The sequence below is a fragment of the Streptomyces sp. NPDC051677 genome, assembly GCF_044453465.1.
Classification (GTDB): Bacteria; Actinomycetota; Actinomycetes; order Streptomycetales; family Streptomycetaceae; genus Streptomyces.
On sequence record NZ_JBITCT010000036.1, the window covers coordinates 24,199 to 41,605 of the forward strand.

At 72.1% G+C, this 17,407-nt stretch carries 13 protein-coding genes and 1 pseudogene; 12 read left to right on the top strand and 2 right to left on the bottom strand.

The genetic code is table 11. The features are described 5' to 3' along the window. Positions 1–223 precede the first annotated feature (223 nt). The 5 genes from ACIBAF_RS33520 to ACIBAF_RS33540 all read left to right on the top strand — a co-directional run bounded on the left by ACIBAF_RS33520 (position 224) and on the right by ACIBAF_RS33540 (position 6,724). Entirely contained in the window at positions 224–1,732 is a 1,509-nt protein-coding gene (locus tag ACIBAF_RS33520) for a glycosyltransferase (RefSeq protein WP_399467968.1), read from the top strand. A gap of 80 nt (positions 1,733–1,812) precedes the next feature. Then, complete coding sequence (locus tag ACIBAF_RS33525) at positions 1,813–2,568, top strand: polysaccharide deacetylase family protein (protein WP_399468039.1); 756 nt, start codon at positions 1,813–1,815, stop codon at positions 2,566–2,568. A gap of 104 nt (positions 2,569–2,672) precedes the next feature. Then, positions 2,673–4,550, top strand: a complete 1,878-nt coding sequence (locus ACIBAF_RS33530; protein WP_399467969.1) for a hypothetical protein — start codon at positions 2,673–2,675, stop codon at positions 4,548–4,550. A gap of 81 nt (positions 4,551–4,631) precedes the next feature. Then, positions 4,632–5,147: a hypothetical protein gene (locus ACIBAF_RS33535; RefSeq protein ID WP_399467970.1), complete on the top strand. Its 516-nt coding sequence runs from the start codon at positions 4,632–4,634 to the stop codon at positions 5,145–5,147. A gap of 497 nt (positions 5,148–5,644) precedes the next feature. Beyond that, the gene (locus tag ACIBAF_RS33540) at positions 5,645–6,724 is read left to right on the top strand and encodes a glycoside hydrolase family 26 protein (RefSeq protein ID WP_399467971.1); all 1,080 of its coding nucleotides are present in this window, start codon (positions 5,645–5,647) and stop codon (positions 6,722–6,724) included. Here ACIBAF_RS33540 and ACIBAF_RS33545 read toward each other — a convergent pair. After that, a complete protein-coding gene (locus ACIBAF_RS33545; protein WP_399467972.1) occupies positions 6,645–9,071 on the bottom strand; it encodes a lipopolysaccharide biosynthesis protein in 2,427 nt (808 codons plus the stop codon). The genes ACIBAF_RS33540 and ACIBAF_RS33545 overlap by 80 nt on opposite strands. Beyond that, positions 9,064–10,299: a DegT/DnrJ/EryC1/StrS family aminotransferase gene (locus ACIBAF_RS33550; RefSeq protein WP_399467973.1), complete on the bottom strand. Its 1,236-nt coding sequence runs from the start codon at positions 10,297–10,299 to the stop codon at positions 9,064–9,066. Before ACIBAF_RS33550 ends, ACIBAF_RS33545 begins: the two co-directional genes overlap by 8 nt. A 301-nt stretch (positions 10,300–10,600) precedes the next feature. Here ACIBAF_RS33550 and fahA point away from each other — a divergent pair, with 301 nt between their 5' ends. The 7 genes and pseudogenes from fahA (at position 10,601) to ACIBAF_RS33585 (ending at position 17,405) form a co-directional block, all read left to right on the top strand. Then, positions 10,601–11,824: a fumarylacetoacetase gene (gene fahA, locus ACIBAF_RS33555; RefSeq protein WP_399468040.1), complete on the top strand. Its 1,224-nt coding sequence runs from the start codon at positions 10,601–10,603 to the stop codon at positions 11,822–11,824. Between the two features lie 319 nt (positions 11,825–12,143). Beyond that, positions 12,144–13,082 (top strand): M56 family metallopeptidase, encoded by a 939-nt coding sequence (locus ACIBAF_RS33560; RefSeq protein ID WP_399467974.1) that lies wholly within the window; start codon positions 12,144–12,146, stop codon positions 13,080–13,082. A gap of 137 nt (positions 13,083–13,219) precedes the next feature. Beyond that, complete coding sequence (locus ACIBAF_RS33565) at positions 13,220–14,008, top strand: GntR family transcriptional regulator (RefSeq protein WP_399467975.1); 789 nt, start codon at positions 13,220–13,222, stop codon at positions 14,006–14,008. Positions 14,009–14,124: 116 nt separating this feature from the next. Next, positions 14,125–14,352 carry a ferredoxin family protein gene (locus tag ACIBAF_RS33570; RefSeq protein WP_020130156.1) on the top strand — a complete coding sequence of 76 codons (228 nt, stop codon included), beginning with the start codon at positions 14,125–14,127 and terminating at the stop codon, positions 14,350–14,352. A gap of 15 nt (positions 14,353–14,367) precedes the next feature. Next, positions 14,368–15,701 (top strand): annotated as a pseudogene (locus ACIBAF_RS33575) (ABC transporter substrate-binding protein). Continuing rightward, positions 15,698–16,597, top strand: coding sequence for an ABC transporter permease (locus ACIBAF_RS33580; protein ID WP_399467976.1), 900 nt, complete (start codon positions 15,698–15,700; stop codon positions 16,595–16,597). Before ACIBAF_RS33575 ends, ACIBAF_RS33580 begins: the two are co-directional and overlap by 4 nt. After that, positions 16,581–17,405, top strand: a complete 825-nt coding sequence (locus ACIBAF_RS33585; RefSeq protein ID WP_399467977.1) for an ABC transporter ATP-binding protein — start codon at positions 16,581–16,583, stop codon at positions 17,403–17,405. Before ACIBAF_RS33580 ends, ACIBAF_RS33585 begins: the two co-directional genes overlap by 17 nt. Positions 17,406–17,407: the final 2 nt, after the last annotated feature.

Genomic DNA, 17,407 nt, shown 5'->3' on the forward strand with positions numbered 1-17,407 from the left:
GGTCGGGACTGGCCGAGACTGGCCAGGGGCCGGCGGAGGCGGTCGATGACTGGCCGGGGAAGGGTCGGAGCGGCCGGGGAGGGACGAAGCGGCCGGGGACTGGCCGGGGGAGAGACGGAGCGGCCGGGGACGGTCGGGACTGGCCAGGGACGGCTGGGGACGGTCGGGGATGGTCGGGAGCAGGCGGGGATTGTCAGGGGCGGTCATGAGACAAGGGGGGTTCATGTCCCGCGCGAGAGGTGTGCGGCAGGAGATCGTGCGGCTGGAGATCGAGAGGTTCCTCGACATCCGGCCGGTGCAGATCGCCGAGCTCGAACTGGACGAAGGAGGCGCGCTCAAACCCGGCCCGGGCAGCCCGCCCGTCACGCACGGCCCGGTGTTCGTGCTGGTCAGGCGGGGTGGGCGGCCGGTCGGGACGCTTCTGGGGCAGGTACCGGAGGGCGCCGATCCGAGGGCGGTCCTCGTGGACCTGGCCGTCCGCGAGCACATTGCGCCGGGTCCCGCCCGGCTGCCCGGCCCCAAGCCCGTCCCGTTCACCACCATCGTCATCGCCACCCACGAGCGCGCCGAACTGCTCGCCCACGCCCTCGACTCGCTCCTCGCCCAGGACCACCCGGACTTCGAGATCATCATCGTCGACAACGCGCCCGTGACGGACGCGACCCGGGACCTGGTGACGCACAAGTACGCCGAGCGCGTGCGGTACGTGACCGAGCCGACGCCCGGTCTCGCCGTCGCGCACAACAAGGGCGTCGAGGCCGCGCACGGCGAGGTGATCGCCTTCACGGACGACGACGTGGTGGCGGACCCGCGTTGGCTCACGGAACTCACCGCGCCGTTCACCGCCGATCCCCGCCTCGGCTGCGCCACCGGCCTGATCCTCCCGGCCCGGCTGCGCACGCCCGCCCAGGTCCTCCTGGAGAGCCACGGCGGCTTCGCCAAGGGCTTCACGGCCCGCACGTACGACCCGTACGACCCGCCCGCCGACGAGCCGCTGTTCCCCTTCACCGCGGGCCGCTTCGGCTCCGGCGCCAGCATGGCCTTCCGTACGGAGGTGCTGCGGGCGGTCGGCGGCTTCGACCCGGCGACGGGTGCGGGCACGCTCGCGCGGGGCGGCGACGATCTCTACGGGTTCGTCCGCGTCCTCGCCGAGGGCCACCGGCTGCACTACACCCCGCAGGCCCTGGTCTGGCACCGCCACCGGGAGACCTGGCAGGACCTGGAGACCCAGGCGTACGGCTACGGCGCCGGCCTCACCGCCTACCTCACGGCGATCCTCGTCAACCGGCCCGGCCTGCTCCCGGCGTTCCTGGCCCGGCTGCCCCGGGGACTGGCGTACGCGCGCTCGCTGACGGCGAGCCGGGAGGCGGCCTCCGGGTCGGACTCCGGGTCGGACTCCGGGTCGGAGTCGGGGTCGGAATCGGGGGTGGGGGCGGGCGCGAGGGCTTTAGGGGCAGCGCATTCGGCGGGAGCCGATGCGGAGGCGGAGACGCGCGCCGGGGGCGTGCCCGGGAGTGCGACGGGCGTGCCCGAACAGGCGGGGGGTGCGCCCGGGCGTGCGGGGGGCGTGCCGGGGAGTGCGAGGGGTGCCCCCGGCGGGCATGACGACCGGACGCACGCCTGGCCCGGGCGGCTGTCCCGGCTCCAGAGGCGCGGGATGCTCTACGGGCCGGTGGGCTATCTGCGGTCCCGGCGCGCACTGCGCCGGCGACTGCGGGGGGCCGCGCGATGATGGCGGCGTCCGCGCACAGAGGCGGCGGCGTGCCGGTGTGCACAGGCGGCAGCATCCCCGTGTTCCTGTACCACGCCGTGATGGAGGATCCGCCCGACTGGATCGCCGAGTTCACCGTGAGCCCGAAGCAGTTCGGCGCGCACTTGGACGCCGTCGTCGACAGCGGTCGTACGCCTGTCACGATCAGCGCGCTCGCCGACCATCTCGCCGGACGGGCGTCGCTGCCGTCCCGGCCGGTGCTGCTCACCTTCGACGACGGTTTCGCCGACCTGCCCGGTGCGACCGCCGAGGCGCTGGCCGAGCGCCGGCTGTCCGCCACCGCGTACCTCACCACCGGCGCCATCACGCCGGGCGGGCGCAGTCTGCTGCCGCCCGCGCCGATGATGACGCTGGATCAGGCGGCGCGGCTGGAGCAGTACGGGATGGAGATCGGCAGCCACACGGTCACCCACGCCCAGCTGGACACCCTCGCGCCCCGGGCGCTCGCGCACGAACTGCGGGCGTCCCGCTCGGTGTTGGAGGACGCCCTCGGTCACCAGGTCCGCCACCTCGCCTACCCGCACGGCTACAACAGCGGCCGGGTGCGGCGGACGGCCGCCGCCGCGGGCTACGAGACGGCCACCGCCGTGCGGCACGCGCTCAGTTCGGACCGCGACGAGCACTACCGCATCGCCCGACTCATCGTGCGTCGCGGCCACACCGTCGCCGACGTCGAGCGCTGGCTGGCGGGTTCCGGTGCCCGGGTCGCCCCGTATCGGGACGGACCGAAGACGGTCGGCTGGCGGTGGTACCGCCGGGCCCGGGCCGTCGTTCGGGGCCCCGTCTTCGCGGGCTGAGCCGGGGGCGACGGGGACCGGCCGATCCACCGGGAGCTTTGACGATTTTGGTGTGAAAAGCAGACGAAATTCCTATAGTTGACCTGGGGGAGGGGAGCCTCAGCGTGCAGCAACATGTGCCCGTACCGACCACCGAGAGCAGCGAGCTGCCCACCCTTGTCCGGGCCACCGGCAGCGAGCGCAGATCCTGGCGGATCCCGCGCCGCCCGCCGGACGCCGGGCTGGTGACCCTGCTGCTCGCCGCCGGGCTGTGGGTGTACGCGCTGCCCCGCATCGGCTTCCGCGAGATGGGCGACTACGGCCTGCTGGACCGTCTCCCGGTCTCCTACTACGTCTCGTTGCTGGTCCTCACCGCGGGCTTCGTGCTCAGTCTGCGGCGCGCGGGCACCGCGCCCTGGTGGCCGGCCGCGCACTGCACCGCACTGCTGTTCGCGCTCAAAGCGCCGCCTGCGGTGTTGTACGACGCGGTGCGCTACCCGTGGGCCTCCAAGCACGACGCCATCGTCAACACGCTCCTCGCCAATGGCGAGCTGCGGCCGGGCGCCGCGCTGTCGGGCAACATGTCCGCCTACGACCAGTGGCCGGGCTTCTTCACACTCAACGCGGGCCTGGTGCGGGCGTTCGGCGTGGAGAGCGCCGCCGCGTACGCCAACTGGGCGCCGATCGTCTTCGGCCTGCTCATGATGCCGGTGCTCGTCCTGATCTACCGCACCTTCTGCGAGGACTGGCGGCTGATCTGGACCGGCGTGTGGATCTTCCAGCTCGCCAACTGGGTCGGACAGGACTACTTCGCCCCGCAGGCCCTCGCCTACCTGCTGCATCTGACGGTCCTCGCGGTGGTGCTGCGGCACTTCGTACGCCCCGGCTCGGCCGGACGGCTGCGGGACCGCGCCTACCTCGACCCCGTGGCCGCCCCCGTCCCGCCGCCCACCGGGAGCAGGCAGCGGGCGGTCTGCGTGGTGATCCTGGCCCCGCTGATCGCCGCCATCAACGCCACGCACCAGCTCACCCCGGTGATGCTCACCATCTGTCTGCTCGCGCTCAGCTTCACCCGCCGCTACCGCAACTACGGGCTGCTGGTCGTCGCCGCACTGCTGATGCTCACCTGGGACCTGACCATGGGGCGGCCGCTGTTCGTCGAGACCCTCTCCACCGTCAGGAAGTCGATCGGGGAGCTGACCGAGAACTCCCGCGCGGGTTACGCGGGACAGCTCACCGGCCCCGGCCCCGAACTCGCGGGCACCGCCAACATCGTGATGGTGCTGGCGATCGCCGTCCTCGCCGGGACCGCCGTCGTGCTGCGGCGTCGGCTGACCCGCAGCGCGCTGCCGCTGCTGCTGGTGTCCGTCGCCCCGGTGCCGCTGTTCGCCGTCAACGACTACGGCGGCGAGATGCTCTTCCGCGTCTATCTGTTCGCCCTGCCCGGCGCGGCCTTCTTCGCCGCCGCCGCGCTCGTGCCGGCCGTCGCGGGGACCCGCCGCAGCCGAGCGAGGACGCTGCGACGGCGGACCGCGGCCGTCGCCCTGCCGACCGTGCTGCTGATGCTGCTGGCCGGCTTCCTGCCGTCGTACTACGGCAAGGAGAAGATGTTCTACACGCCGCCCGCGGAGACCGCGCTCGTCACCAGAACTCTGGACGACGCCCCCGCCGGCTCGCTGATCCTCGCCACCAGCGGTTCGTTCCCGCAGGCGCTCCGCCACTACGACCGCCTCGAACACTGGTTCTTCGCCGAGCAGGCGCTGCCCGAGAACGAGAAGATGCTGAAGGACCCGGCGTCCTACCTCGCCGCCGGCATCCCGCCGGGCGCGAAGGCGTACGTCGTCCTCACCCGCACCCAGGACGTCTACGCCTCCGGCGAGGGCCTGCTACCGCCCGGCGGCTTCGCGACCCTGCGATCGAAACTGACCGCCTCGCCCCTCTTCCGGACCGTCGAGAGCCATCCCTACGGCGTCGTGCTGGAGTACCGCCCGGCGGCCCGATGACCGGCCCGAACGCGCCCGACGGCCGACCGACGGCCGACCGATGGCCGACGGCCGACGACGACTGACCACAAGGTGATCGAATTGACGGACAACACCGAAGACACCACGGACGCCAGGGACGCCACGGACGCCACGGACGCCACGGACGCCACGGACGCCACGGACGCCACGGACGCCACGGACGCCGCCAGGATCACCCCGACTCACCTCAGACTCCTCGTCGCGGCCTCGGGCTGGCTGGCCCTGGCCGCCACCGCCGTGCCCGGGCACTCTCCGCTGCGCTGGATCCCGGTACTGCTCTTCGTCCTGTTCGGCCCGGGCTGTGCGGCGCTGTATCCGCAGCCGGGGGCGCTGGCCTCCGGCGCCAGGCTTGAGGCCGTCGCGCTCGCCGCGCCCATCAGCCTCTCGCTCGGCGTGCTCACCGCCACCTCGCTGTACCTGGTGAAGGGCTTCTCGATGACCGTCTTCCTCGTCTCGCTCGCCGGATTCACGACAGTCGTCGCCGCCCTGCCAGGGCTGCCGCTGCCCGCCGCACGGCGCGGCGCGGTCGAACGAACCAAGGTCAAACGCAGGCCCTCCGGCAGCAGTGGCACATGACCGGACGCCACCGCCTACGCAAGCCACCCAGGCCATCGAGGCCGGACGAGGCGAGAACCACGGGGAGCAACACCATGAGGGCCGACACGGGCAACGGCAGGGGCAGCGAGACGGGGGTTGCCGTGGGGGGCAACGCGGGAGGCGCCGCGGGGAGCAGCCCGGGGAGCGCCGCGGCAGACGCCGTGAGGGGCGCCACGGAAAGCAGCCCGGGGCGCGCCTCGGAGGACGACGCTGCGAGGGGCGACACGGGGAGCGCCCCGGGTGCCGCTGTTGGGGACGACACGGGGAGCAGCGCGGGGAATGGCACGGGGAATGGCACGGGGAGCAGCACGGGGAATGGCGCGGGGAGCAGCACGGGGAATGGCGTGGGGCATGGCGTGACGAGGGATGTGGGGAGTGGTGCCGGGGATGCCGTGAGGGGCGGTTCGGGTGGCGGTTCGGGTGGCGGTTCAGGGCGGGGTTTGAGGGGCGACACCGGGGGTGCGAGGCGCGCCTACATGGCCGTGGTGCTGGTGGCGGTGGCCGCGTTGCTCGCCGGGCTCGGCGTCTGGACCGGCCGCTCCGAGGACTCGGGGTCCGCCGCGGACGCCCTGCCCGAGAACGCGGCCTCGGGCGAGCTGCCCACCGGCCCCTGCGCCCCCACCGACGCACTGATCCCGCCCTGCGGCGCGTGGTGGGGCGCCGCCGTGCCGTACGCCGGGAACGGCTCGCTCAAGGACGCCGTGCTCGGCTTCGAGAAGAGGATCGGCCGCAAGCTGGACCTCGTCTACAACTACCACGACATGTCGGGCACCAAGCTCGACGGCGAACTGCTCACCCCCGACGAACAGGAACTCGGCAGGGACCGGCTGCTGATGCTGGCCTGGGAGTCCACCGTCTGGACCGAGCCGCACCACGAGAACTGGACGGAGACCCAGCTCGGCTGGAAGAACATCGCCTCCGGAAAGTTCGACGAGAAGATCATCGATCCGCAGATCCGACGCATCAAGGCCTACGGCAAACGCGTCTTCTTCTCCTTCGACCAGGAGACCGACGCCCGCATCAAGGAAGGCGCCGGTACCCCGAAGGAGTTCATCGCGGCGTACCGCCACCTTCGCGACCGGTTCCGCAAGCTGGGTGCCGACAACGTCGTGTGGGTGTGGACCGTCTCCGGCTACCTCGGCAGCGCGGCCGACATGAAGGCGCTCTACCCCGGCGACGAGTACGTCGACTGGATCGCCATGGACCAGTACAACTACTACCAGTGCCACGGCACCACCGACTGGAAGGACTTCCTTCGCAGCCAACGGCCCAGCTACGAGTGGCTGCGCGCGAACATCAGCGACGACAAGCCCGTGATGCTCGCGGAGTTCGCCACCGCCCCCGACGCCGGCGCCCCGCAGCGCCAGCGCGACTGGTACACGCAGATCCCCGCCGCCGTGAAGAAGCTCCCCGAGGTGAAGGCCCTGGTGCACTGGAACCGGCCGACCTCCGAACAGGCCGTGTGCGACCTGACCGTCAACGCGGGCGCGGGTCTCCAGGGTTACCGCGAGGCGGGGAAGAACGGCTACTTCCACCAGCCCGTGCCGCCTCGCTGACGGCTGCCCGCCGAGTCCGCGCGCCTCTCCCGTTCCCGTGGAGCGACAGGAAGAGTGCGGCGAGGGCGAGGACGACGAGCAGGGGCAGGGCTATGGACGCGAGCTCCTGCCGCCACACCCAGCCGGCGAGCGCCATGAGGTAGAGGACCCCCCAGCGCCCCGGCCACGTCAGCTGCCGTCCCGCGCGGGCCAGCAGCAGCCACAGCGGTATGAGGCACAGCACCTGCCCGATCGGCGGCGCCCACCGCAACAGCGGCTCGGGCCCGTCGAGGCCCACCCCGTCCGCGAGGACACGGGCCGCCTTCTCGTACAACGCCCCACCGACGGGCGTCGGTTCCCAGCCGAACGCGACGGGTACGGCGTACAGGGCAAGCAGGGCGGACCCCAGCGCCGCCCCCGGCAGCCACGCGTCTCTCGCGGAGCGCAGCGTCACCGAGCCGACGAACACCACCAGCACCAGGCCCCCGGCTACGAGCGCCGTGAGCGGCAGTGCCGCCAGCAGCTGCCGCCCCGTCAGCACATCGGCGGACGGCCCGTCGAACCACGGCAGATCGCGCAGCGCCGCCCAGTAGGCCACGGTGGCCACACCGAGCAGACCCCACAGGACACCCCCACCCCACCGCTCGCGCGCACGAGCCGACGAGGACCGGGCACCGCCCGACGAGGACCGTGCATCCACCGACGAGGACCGTGCCGTCGCTCCCTCCCGGCTGCCCTCCTCCCGCTCTCCTCGCCCGCCACTCCCACCACTCCCGCTACTCCCCTCGCCCCGCTCGCTCTCCTTGTCCCCCTCGGACTCGTGCGGTCGCACGATCAACGCGAGGGTGTCCGCCTGCAACGCCTCGCGTTCATATCCGGGACGCCCTATGAACAGGGTGACCGTGTCCTCGTCGATGCCCTCCCGCTCGTACGCCGCCCGGCGCGCCCAGTTCGTGCCGTACCCGGCGGTGGCGTTCAGCCGCGCCCAGCGAGTGCCGTAGGCCGGGGCGACGGAGGACCCGCCGGTGGGCAGGCGGTCGTTGCGGCGCAGCGCTGAGCGCAGGCCCACCGCGGAGACGACGGCGATCAGGCTCATGCTGAGCAGCACCGCCCAGCCCGCGCCCGCGATCCCCGCCGGGGCGAACAGCACGGCCGCACTGCCCAGCACAAGCGTGCACATGGCGCCCTGGAGCGCGGCGAGCACGCCGGTACGGCCCTGCACCCGCAGCACGCCGATGTACAGCTCCACCACGACCCGAGGCAGTGCGCCTGCGGCCAGCAGCCGCAGCACGGTGGTGCCGTGTTCGGCGTAGTCCTCGTTGAACGGCATCAGGATCTGCGGGGCGAACAGCACCAGCACGAGCACCACCGGCACCAGCAGCAACGTCATCCGACGCAGCGCCCCGCGCACTCCGTCGGCGAGACGGCGCGGGTCGTGCGAGGCGTGCGCGGTGAGGGAGGAGGCCATGTTGATGGCCATGAACTCCATGGTGCCGCCGACGGTGTACGCCACGTAGAAGTAGCCGTTCTCCGCCGCGCTGAAGCGGACGGCGACCATGACCGGCAGCAGGTTGATCATCGCCAGGCTGAACAGCGCGCCCAGCGAGTCCCCGGCCAGGAAGCGGCCCATCTCCCGCAGCCCGGGAGGCTCCAGGTCCCGGTCGGCTGCAGCCTGGCGCGGGATCAGCCGGCGGAAGATCAACCAGCCCAGCGGCAGAGTCGAGAACGCGATGGCGACGGCCCACGACACGAAGATGCCGAGCACCGGCAGCGTGGTCGCGAAGACCACCAGCAGGATCAGCTTGCCGACCGAGAACACCGCGTTGCCGACGGGAACCCACCCCGACCTGCGCAGCCCGGTGAGCACCCCGTCCTGGAGCGTGAGCAGGGCCCACGCCACGCAGGCGACGACGAACGTCGCCCCCGCCGCTGCCGTGCCGAGGGGCGCGTACGTCGCCCCCCACAGGTCGAGGGTGAGCAGGAATACGAACGCGGCGACGGCGACGACCACCGAACTGGCCGCGTACGCCCGCCACACCAGCGAGCCCGTCGCCCGCCCGGCGCGCGGCACGAAGCGGACGACGGCGCCGATCATCGTGGTCGCCGTGACGCTGGCGAGCAGCCGCATCGCGGCGATCGCGGCCGAGCCCTGTCCGACGGCCTCCTCCGAGTAGTAGCGCGCGGCCACCAGCCAGAAGCCCAGCCCCAGCACGGCGGAGACACCCGTACTGAGCATCAGGAAGTAGGCGTTCCTGAACAGGGAGTCGGAGCCGCGGGTGCTGTCGGCCGGCGTCGGGCCGGTCGGCTCCGTTCCGGCGGACGGCGCCGAGGGTTCGGGTACCTGGATCTCCGCCTGCGTCTCAGCCACGGGTCGGCTCCAGCCCTCCCGGCACCTCGGCCGGCCGTACGCCGGAGTCCTGGAGCACCTCGACGACCTGCCGGGCCCGCAGCGGATCCACGGGCAGCGCATGCCGGGCGAACCAGCGGGCCCCCGCGGGATCGGGCGACGGGTCGGTGAAGGCGGCACCCGCGTAGTCGTCCAGGGGCGGGTCATAGAGGTACCCCACGATGATGCCCCGCCGCGCGAGGGCCGCTCTCGCGGCGTCCCGGTCGGCGACGAACAGGGGGACCCTGAACAAGGGTTGGACCCGATCGGCGCGGGGCGCCGCGGGCTGCGCCCATGGTGTGGACAGCAGCAGCTCGGCGCCCGCCCGGCAGGCGGCCAGCACCTCGTCCAGGCGGTCGAGCCTGCGGCCGATGCGGCCCGTTCTCAGCGGTCCTGAACGTAGCCGGTAGTCGTGCATGTCGACGCGGACCCAGGAGTCGTGCGCGGCGAGGTCCGGTGCCGCGTCGACGGCGCGGGCCAGCTCGGCCGGCCGCAGCGGCATCCGGATCTCCTCCCGCTCCATCAGCCCGAGCAGCCGCATCGTTGCCCAGGCGGCCCGCCGCAGCCGCAGCCCGCGCACACTCGCCTCCGCGTACGGCCGGACGGTGTAGGCGAGTTCCGCCGTGAACCGTCCCGGCAGCAGCAGGTCCTCGCAGGTCTTCTCCAGGGCCTCGCGCAGCCCCGGGTCGGCACAGGCCAGGAAACCGCCGGCCTTGGCGCCGACATGCTTGGACAGACTGAAAACGGAGGCGTCGCCCCAGGCCCCGACCGGCCGCCCGGCCACTTCGCTGCCGATCGCGTGCGCCCCGTCCTCGAACAACGGGATGCCCAGTGCGTCGCACTTCTCCCGCAGGCGCGGGCTGTCGTCCGGGTTGCCGTACAGATTCGTCGTGAGCACGCCGGACAGTGAGTTCCACACCTCGTCGGGCACGGCATCGACGTCGATCGACGCGTCCAGCGGGTGCAACGGCGCCTGCACCGGCCTGAGTCCGGCCGCGAGCAGGACGAAGAAGATCACGTCGTCGTTGACCGGCGACATCAGCACGCGTCCGCCGGGCGGGCACCAATGGCGCAGGGCCACGAACAGCCCGAATCTGCACGACGGCACGTACACGCATTCCCGGCCGAGTCTGTCGCGCATCGTCGCTTCCAGCCGTTTCGGCCGTGAGCCACGCCGCACCGACCCGAGGCCGGCCTCCCCTATGGCCATTCGCCCCCCAGGTGTGCCTGGCGAAGGCCCCCTCCCCGAGGCCTTCCAGCACCCGCTCAGAGTGTCCCCTTTCGCACCGCTCCGTCAAGATTGCGTACCTGCCCATGGGCGACATCCGGTAAGCAACCGGATGCGTAGCGCTGTCGTTCGAAGCGCCTCGCCGGTCCCGCCCCCGTGTCACTTCCGTGAGGTCGGCCGTAACGTGTGGCGCGGCTCGACGCAACCGCGCGACACCCGCTCGGAGTCCGGCGAGCACGACATGGCGAGCACCAAAGAGCGCACGAAAGAGAGGCAGAACCCGATGCCCCCCTTCGACCTTCCCGAGGGCTATCCCTTCGGCCCGCACAACCTCCCCTACGGTGTGTTCTCCCTGGCGGGCTCCGCGGAGCGGACCGTCGGCGTCCGGCTCGGCGACCACGTCCTCGACGCGGGCGCGGCAGCCCGCGCACTCGGCTCGCCGTACGTCGACCCGCTCGCGGCGCCGACTCTCAATCCGCTGCTGGCGGCGGGCCGTACGACCTGGTCGCAGGTGCGCCGCGCGCTGACGGAGTGGGTGACCGACCCCGCCCACCGCCCCACCGTCGAACCGCTCTTCCACCCCCTCTCCGCGGTGACCCTGCACCTCCCCTTCGACGTCGCCGACTACGTCGACTTCTACTCCTCCGAGCACCACGCCCGGAACGCGGGAGCGATCTTCCGCCCGGATGCCGGGGACGTCCTGCTGCCCAACTGGAAGCATCTGCCGATCGGCTACCACGGCCGCTCCGGAACGGTCGTGGTCTCCGGCACCGACGTCGTCCGCCCCTCGGGCCAGCGCAAGGCGCCCGCTGATCCGGCCCCCCTCTTCGGGCCGTCCGTGCGGCTCGACATCGAGGCCGAGGTCGGCTTCGTGGTCGGCGTGCCCTCGCCCCAGGGCAGCCCGGTCGCGCTGACCGACTTCCGCGAGCACGTCTTCGGTCTGTGCCTGCTCAACGACTGGTCGGCCCGCGACCTCCAGGCCTGGGAGTACGTCCCCCTCGGCCCGTTCCTCGCCAAGTCGTTCGCCACGTCGGTCTCGGCCTGGATCACCCCGCTGGAGGCCTTGGACGACGCGCGGGTCTCGCCCCCCGAGCGGACCCACCCCCTGCTCCCCTACCTGGACGACTCGGCCACCGAACCCGCCGGCTACGACCTGCGTATCTCCGTCACGCTGAACGGGCACGTCGTCTCCGATCCGCCGTTCTCCACCATGTACTGGACGGCCGCCCAGCAACTCGCCCACCTCACCGTCAACGGGGCGTCCCTGCGCACCGGCGATCTGTACGGCTCGGGCACGGTCAGCGGCCCGAACCCGCACGAGCGCGGTTCCCTCCTCGAGCTGACCTGGAACGGCCGTGATCCGCTCGAACTCCCCGACGGCAAGCGGACGTTCCTGGAGGACGGCGACGTGGTGACCCTGTCCGCGTGGGCTCCCGGCCCTGGCGGAGCTCGGGTGGAACTGGGAGAGGTGAGCGGGCGGGTGGTCGCCGGGCAGCGCGACAGCTGACGAGACCCGTGACACAGCCGACGCCGGAACCGGCGATGGGACGGGGGACGGGATCGGCGACAGGGCAGGTGAAAGGAAAGGCGCCAGGACAGGCGACAGGGCCAGGGACGAGGCGCGCGCCGAGAGCGGGCGGCCCGGGCTGAATCGGGGCGTCTTCGTGGGCTGACTCCCGGGGCAACCGCCGTCATACTGGCGGCGGGCAAGGTCCTCGCGCCGAGCCCGCCGCCCGTGGCAGGCCGCACGCACGCGGGTACGCGGTCCGCACTCCCCGCGCACGCGGCGCACGCCCCCTTCCCGACCAGGATCCGGAGCCGATGGCATGACCCTCTGCCTGCTCCTGCTGAGCGTCGTCGCGCTGACGGCCGCCGTGCCGGCCCCGCGTGCGCTCACCCGTTCCGCATGGCCCGAGCGGGAACCCGTGGTCGGGTTGTGGGTGTGGCAGTGCCTGGTCGCCACGGTCCTGCTGTGCTGCCTGACAGCCCTCATGCTGGGCGCCGCGGCCGTGTTCCACACGGTTCGCGCGCGCGTCTTCGCCCCCGCACCGCCCGCGGTGACCGAGGCGTACGACCTCTCCGTCGCTCCGCTGTGGGCCGTGGCCCTGACCCTGCTGCTGGCCTGCGGGGCCGCCTGGACCACCGCGATGCTCACCCGCGAGCTCGTCGAGGCGCGACGCCGCCGCGGCCAGGCCCGGGCCCACCTGCGGGAACGCGCCCCGGACCTGCCTGCGGGCCTGCCGTCTGCCCGCGGCCCGCTGCTCGTGCTGGAGGACGAATACCCTGACGCCTGGTGGATGCCTGGCAGTCCACCCCAGTTGATCGTGACGACTGGCGCCCTGCACCGCCTCACCTCCCACCAGCTGGACGCCGTCCTCACCCACGAACGCGGCCATGCCCGCGCCCACCACGACTGGCTGCTCCACCTCTCGACCGCCCTTGCCACCGGATTCCCCCGCATTCCGTTGTTCTCCCATTTCTGCGACCAGACCCATCGCCTGGTCGAACTCGCCGCCGACGACACGGCGTCGCGCCGCTGCGGCCACCTGACCACGGCGCTGGCCCTGATCGAGCTGAACCAGCACCGGGGCGTCCTGTCCTGCGCCTCCAGTCACCGTCTCCTGGGCGAGCGGGTCGACCGGCTGCTCCAGCCGCCCCCGCGCCTGCTCCGCAGACACCGGGCACTGACCACGACGGTGGCCGCGCTGGTCCCTCTGCTGCCCCTGCTGATCACCTTCGCCCCGGGGCTGACGGCGCTGTCCTGACCCGGCAGATCCCGACCTGGCAGATCTTGCTCAAGATCCGCCGGTTTTCCCAGGTCAGCGCCTTACCTGACGGTCTCGCAGGTGGCGCAACACTCCGGCAACACCGCTTTTCCTACCGACTCGCTATGGTTCGAAACATGGCACCCACCGACCGCATCCGTGACCACGCCGGGCAGGGCGCGACCACCGTCGCCGCCCACCGCGCGCGTCGTCGGCTGCGTGCGGACCAGGCCCGTCAGCTCGCCGACCTCCTGCGCCGTCAGCTGCTCACCGGCGGCTTCCCGGCCGGCACGCTCCCCCACGAGTCGGCCCTCGCGACCGACTACCGAGCCTCCCGCAACACCGTCCGCCAGGCTCTCGACCTCCTGCGGGCGGAGGGCCTGGTGGAACGCCTGCCCGGGGTCGGCACGGTCGTCGTGGCACACAAGTACCCGCACGGCCTGGACCGTCTGATGGGACTCGCGGAGACCCTGCACGAGCACGGCCACGTCACCAACGAGGTCCGCACGATGGGCCCCGTCGCCGCACCCGCCCCGGTGGCTGATCGTCTCCACGTCCCGCCCGGCGCCGACGTCCTCTACATCGAACGTCTGCGCCGCCTGGGTGGACTCCCCCTCTCCCTCGACCTCACCTACATCCCGCTCGACATCGGCACCGCCCTGCTCGGCGCCGACCTGGAGAACACCGATGTCTTCCGCCTTCTGGAGGTCGTCACCGGGCAGCCCCTGGGCCACGCCGAGATCACCCTGGAGGCGGTGACGGCGGACGCCCACTCGGCCGCCGTACTGGAGGCGCCGCGCGGCGCGGCCGTCCTGATGCTCGAACGCCTCACCCACCTCGCCGACGGCCGTCCGGTGGACCTGGAGTTCATCCGCTTCCGCGGAGACCGCATCTCGATGAGCGGCCTGCTGCACCGCTCCCTCTGACACCTCCCTGTTTTCCGCATTTCGCGCTCTCACCCCTTCATCGTTCGGCAGCGCCTCATCGGTTCACAGCCGTGCGGGATTTCTCAGAATTTCTCGGGACTTTTCTGGAGACAGCCATGACCTTGGCGCCCCAGCGGGCCGACGTGCCCGTGACCATCGACGAGTCGAAGTGCATCGACGGCTGCACCCTCTGTGTGGACATGTGCCCGCTGGACTCCCTCGCCATCGACGAGAGCAACGGCAAGGCCTACATGCACGTCGACGAGTGCTGGTACTGCGGCCCGTGCGCGGCCCGCTGTCCCACCGGAGCCGTCACGGTCAACATGCCCTACCTGCTCCGGTGAAAGGCCCGAACTCCCATGAAACCCCCAGCAGTCGCCGCGTCCGCCACCCTCCTTCTGCTCCCCCTCACCGGCTGCGGCAGCGCCGAGGCCGGTAGCGGCTCCACGGTCACCGTCACCGTCGGCTACCAGTCCAAGACCATCAACACGGTCACCGCGGGAACCCTGCTGCGCGACCTCGGCTACTTCGAGAAGCAGTTGAACGCCCTCCACGACGGCCACACGTACAAGGTGGACTGGCAGGACTACGCCACCGGCGCCCCCATCACCGCGCAGATGACCGCCGGGAAGATCGACATCGGCTCGATGGGCGACTTCCCGCTCCTCATCAACGCGGCCCGCGGCAAACAGCTCGGCAAGCCCACCCACCTGGTCTCGGTCACCGGCTACAACGTCCGCGGCGGCCTCAACACCATCGTCACCGCGCCCGACTCCAAGCTGACCGCCCTCAAGGACCTCAAGGGCAAGAGGGTCTCCACGAGCGTGGGCTCCGCCGCCGACGGCACCCTCGTACGGGCCCTGCAGCGCGCCGGCATCGACCCCGAGAAGGGCGTCGAGAAGCTCAACCAGCAGCCGGCCGTGGGCGCTTCGGCGCTCTCCGCGGGCAGCGCGGACGCGCTCTCGCAGTTCGTCGCCTGGCCCGGCCTGCTCGTCTACCAGGGCAAGGCGAAGGCCCTGTACGACGGCGCCCAGTTGAACCTGCCCACCTTCCACGGCGTCACCGCCCGCGAGGACTTCACGAAGAAACGCCCGGCCGTGCTGGAGGCGTTCCTGAAGGCGCAGTCGGAAGCCACCGACTACCTCAACGCGCACCCGGTGGACGCCGCCGAGAAGGTCGCCAAGGCCACCGGCCTGCCCGCCGAGGTCGTCTACCTCTACAACGGCGCCCACGGCATCGCCACCTTCGACCCGGCCGTCAAACCCCAGCTCGTCTCGGCTCTCAAGTGTCGATCCTGAAGGCGGCGAAACTGACCGGGGACGTCGACGTGGACGCGTTCGTCGACGACCACTACGTGAAGAACGCGCTCGGCCCGTCGTACGCCAAGCAACTCGCCGCCAAGCCCGCGCCCGCCACGAGCGAGGTCTGGCCGAAGGGCGCCACGCAGACCCGCCCCTTCAAGACGCCCGCCGAGCTGCTGGCCTACGTGGCCGCGCACCGCGACGGCATCCGCGCCGCCTACGTCCCCGACGCCGCCACCGGCACGCTCTGGTTCGCCGACAAGGCGGTCTGGGTGGCCCACGGCGCGACACTGCTGCCGTTCGTCGCCCCGTCGACCGCGCAAGCCTACGTCGACGCCCACGGCGGCGCCCGGGTCGTCACATACGCCGACGCGCTGGAGCAGCTGTCATGACCCTGAATCCGACTCGGTATGCGACCCGGTATGCGCTGCGGGTGGCCTCCGTGGCGGCCGCCCTCGGCCTGTGGCAGCTCCTGACCAGCCTGAACGTCGACCTCTGGCTGCGTTTCTCGCAGTTCCCCACGGTCGCCGACGTGGCCCGCGCTTTCGCCGACCGGCTGACCGGCGACGACTACTGGACCGACCTGACCGACAGCCTCACCCGCATCGTCACCGGCTTCCTCCTGGCCGCCGTCCTGGGCGTGGCCACCGGCGTGCTCGTGGCCCGCTCGCGGCTCGCCGAGGACCTGCTGGGACCGATCCTCGAAATCGTCCGCCCGATCCCGGCGATCGCCCTGGTCCCCGTTGCGATCCTGCTCTTTCCTTCCAACGAACAGGGCATCGTCTTCATCACCTTCACCGCCGCGTTCTTCCCCGTCCTGGTCTCCACCCGGCACTCGGTCCGCGCACTGGCCCCCGGCTGGGAGGAGGCAGTGCGCACCATGGGCGGGGGCCGGTGGCGGATCCTCCGCTCGGTTGTGCTGCCGGGCGCGCTGCCCGGCATCTTCGGCGGACTGTCGGTCGGCATCGGCGTGTCGTGGATCTGTGTGATCTCCGCGGAGATGATCTCCGGCCAGTACGGCGTCGGCTACCGCACCTGGCAGGACTACACGGTCGTCGACTATCCGGGCGTGTTCGTCGGCATGGTCACGATCGGCGTGCTCGGCTGGGCCACCTCCACAGCCGTGGAACTCCTCGGTCGCCGACTGACCCGCTGGCTCCCCCGTACGTCGTACGTCCCCGCAGGCCGGCCCCGGTCGACAACCCGCCGGTCCGCCGCTCCGGCTGCCCGTACCGCCGGCCCCACCGGAACCGAGCCCGAGGAGGCGCGTGATGGGCACCTCGTCTGAGACCCGCGAGACCACCGGCACGACGACCGGGGCGCCCTCAGCGTCCACCGCCGGTGCAGCTACCGGTGCAGCCGTGCGCGGCACCCGGCTCACGCTCCGTGCGGCGACCCTCGGCCGTCCGGACGCCGCCGCCCTGGCCGACGTCGACCTGGACGTTCCGCCGGGTGAGATCCTCACGGTCGTCGGCCCCTCGGGCTGCGGCAAGTCGACGCTGCTGCGCACGCTGGCCGGGCTGCTGCCCGCGCTTGCCGGTGACGTGGAGCAGGACGGCCAACGCATCGGCGGCCCGGCTGCGGACCGCGCCCTGGTCTTCCAGGAGGACGCCCTTCTCCCCTGGCGCACTCTGCTGGCCAACGTCGAACTGCCGCTCGCCATCCAGGGCCTGCCTCGCGCGGAGCGCAGGAAGCAGGCCGAGCGCTGGCTCGAGCGGGTCGGACTCGCCGACCGTGCCCGGCAGTTGCCGCATCGCGTCTCCGGCGGCCAGCGCCAGCGGGCGCAACTGGCCCGGGCTCTCGCCGCAGGCCCGCGCGCCGTCCTCATGGACGAGCCCTTCGGCGCCCTGGACGCCCAGACCCGCGCCGGCATGCAGGACCTGCTGGTGGAGGTGCTGCACGGCACCGGAGCGACCGTCGTCTTCGTCACCCACGACGTGGACGAGGCCCTGTTCCTCGGTGACCGCGTGGCCCTCCTGGGCGCAGGCCGCCTCCTCGCCGTACGGGACGTGCCGCGCCCGCGTGATCGTGCCGCGCATGGCGACCCCGCGCGCGTCGCCCTGCGGCGCGACGTCCTGACCTCACTGAGCATCTGAAA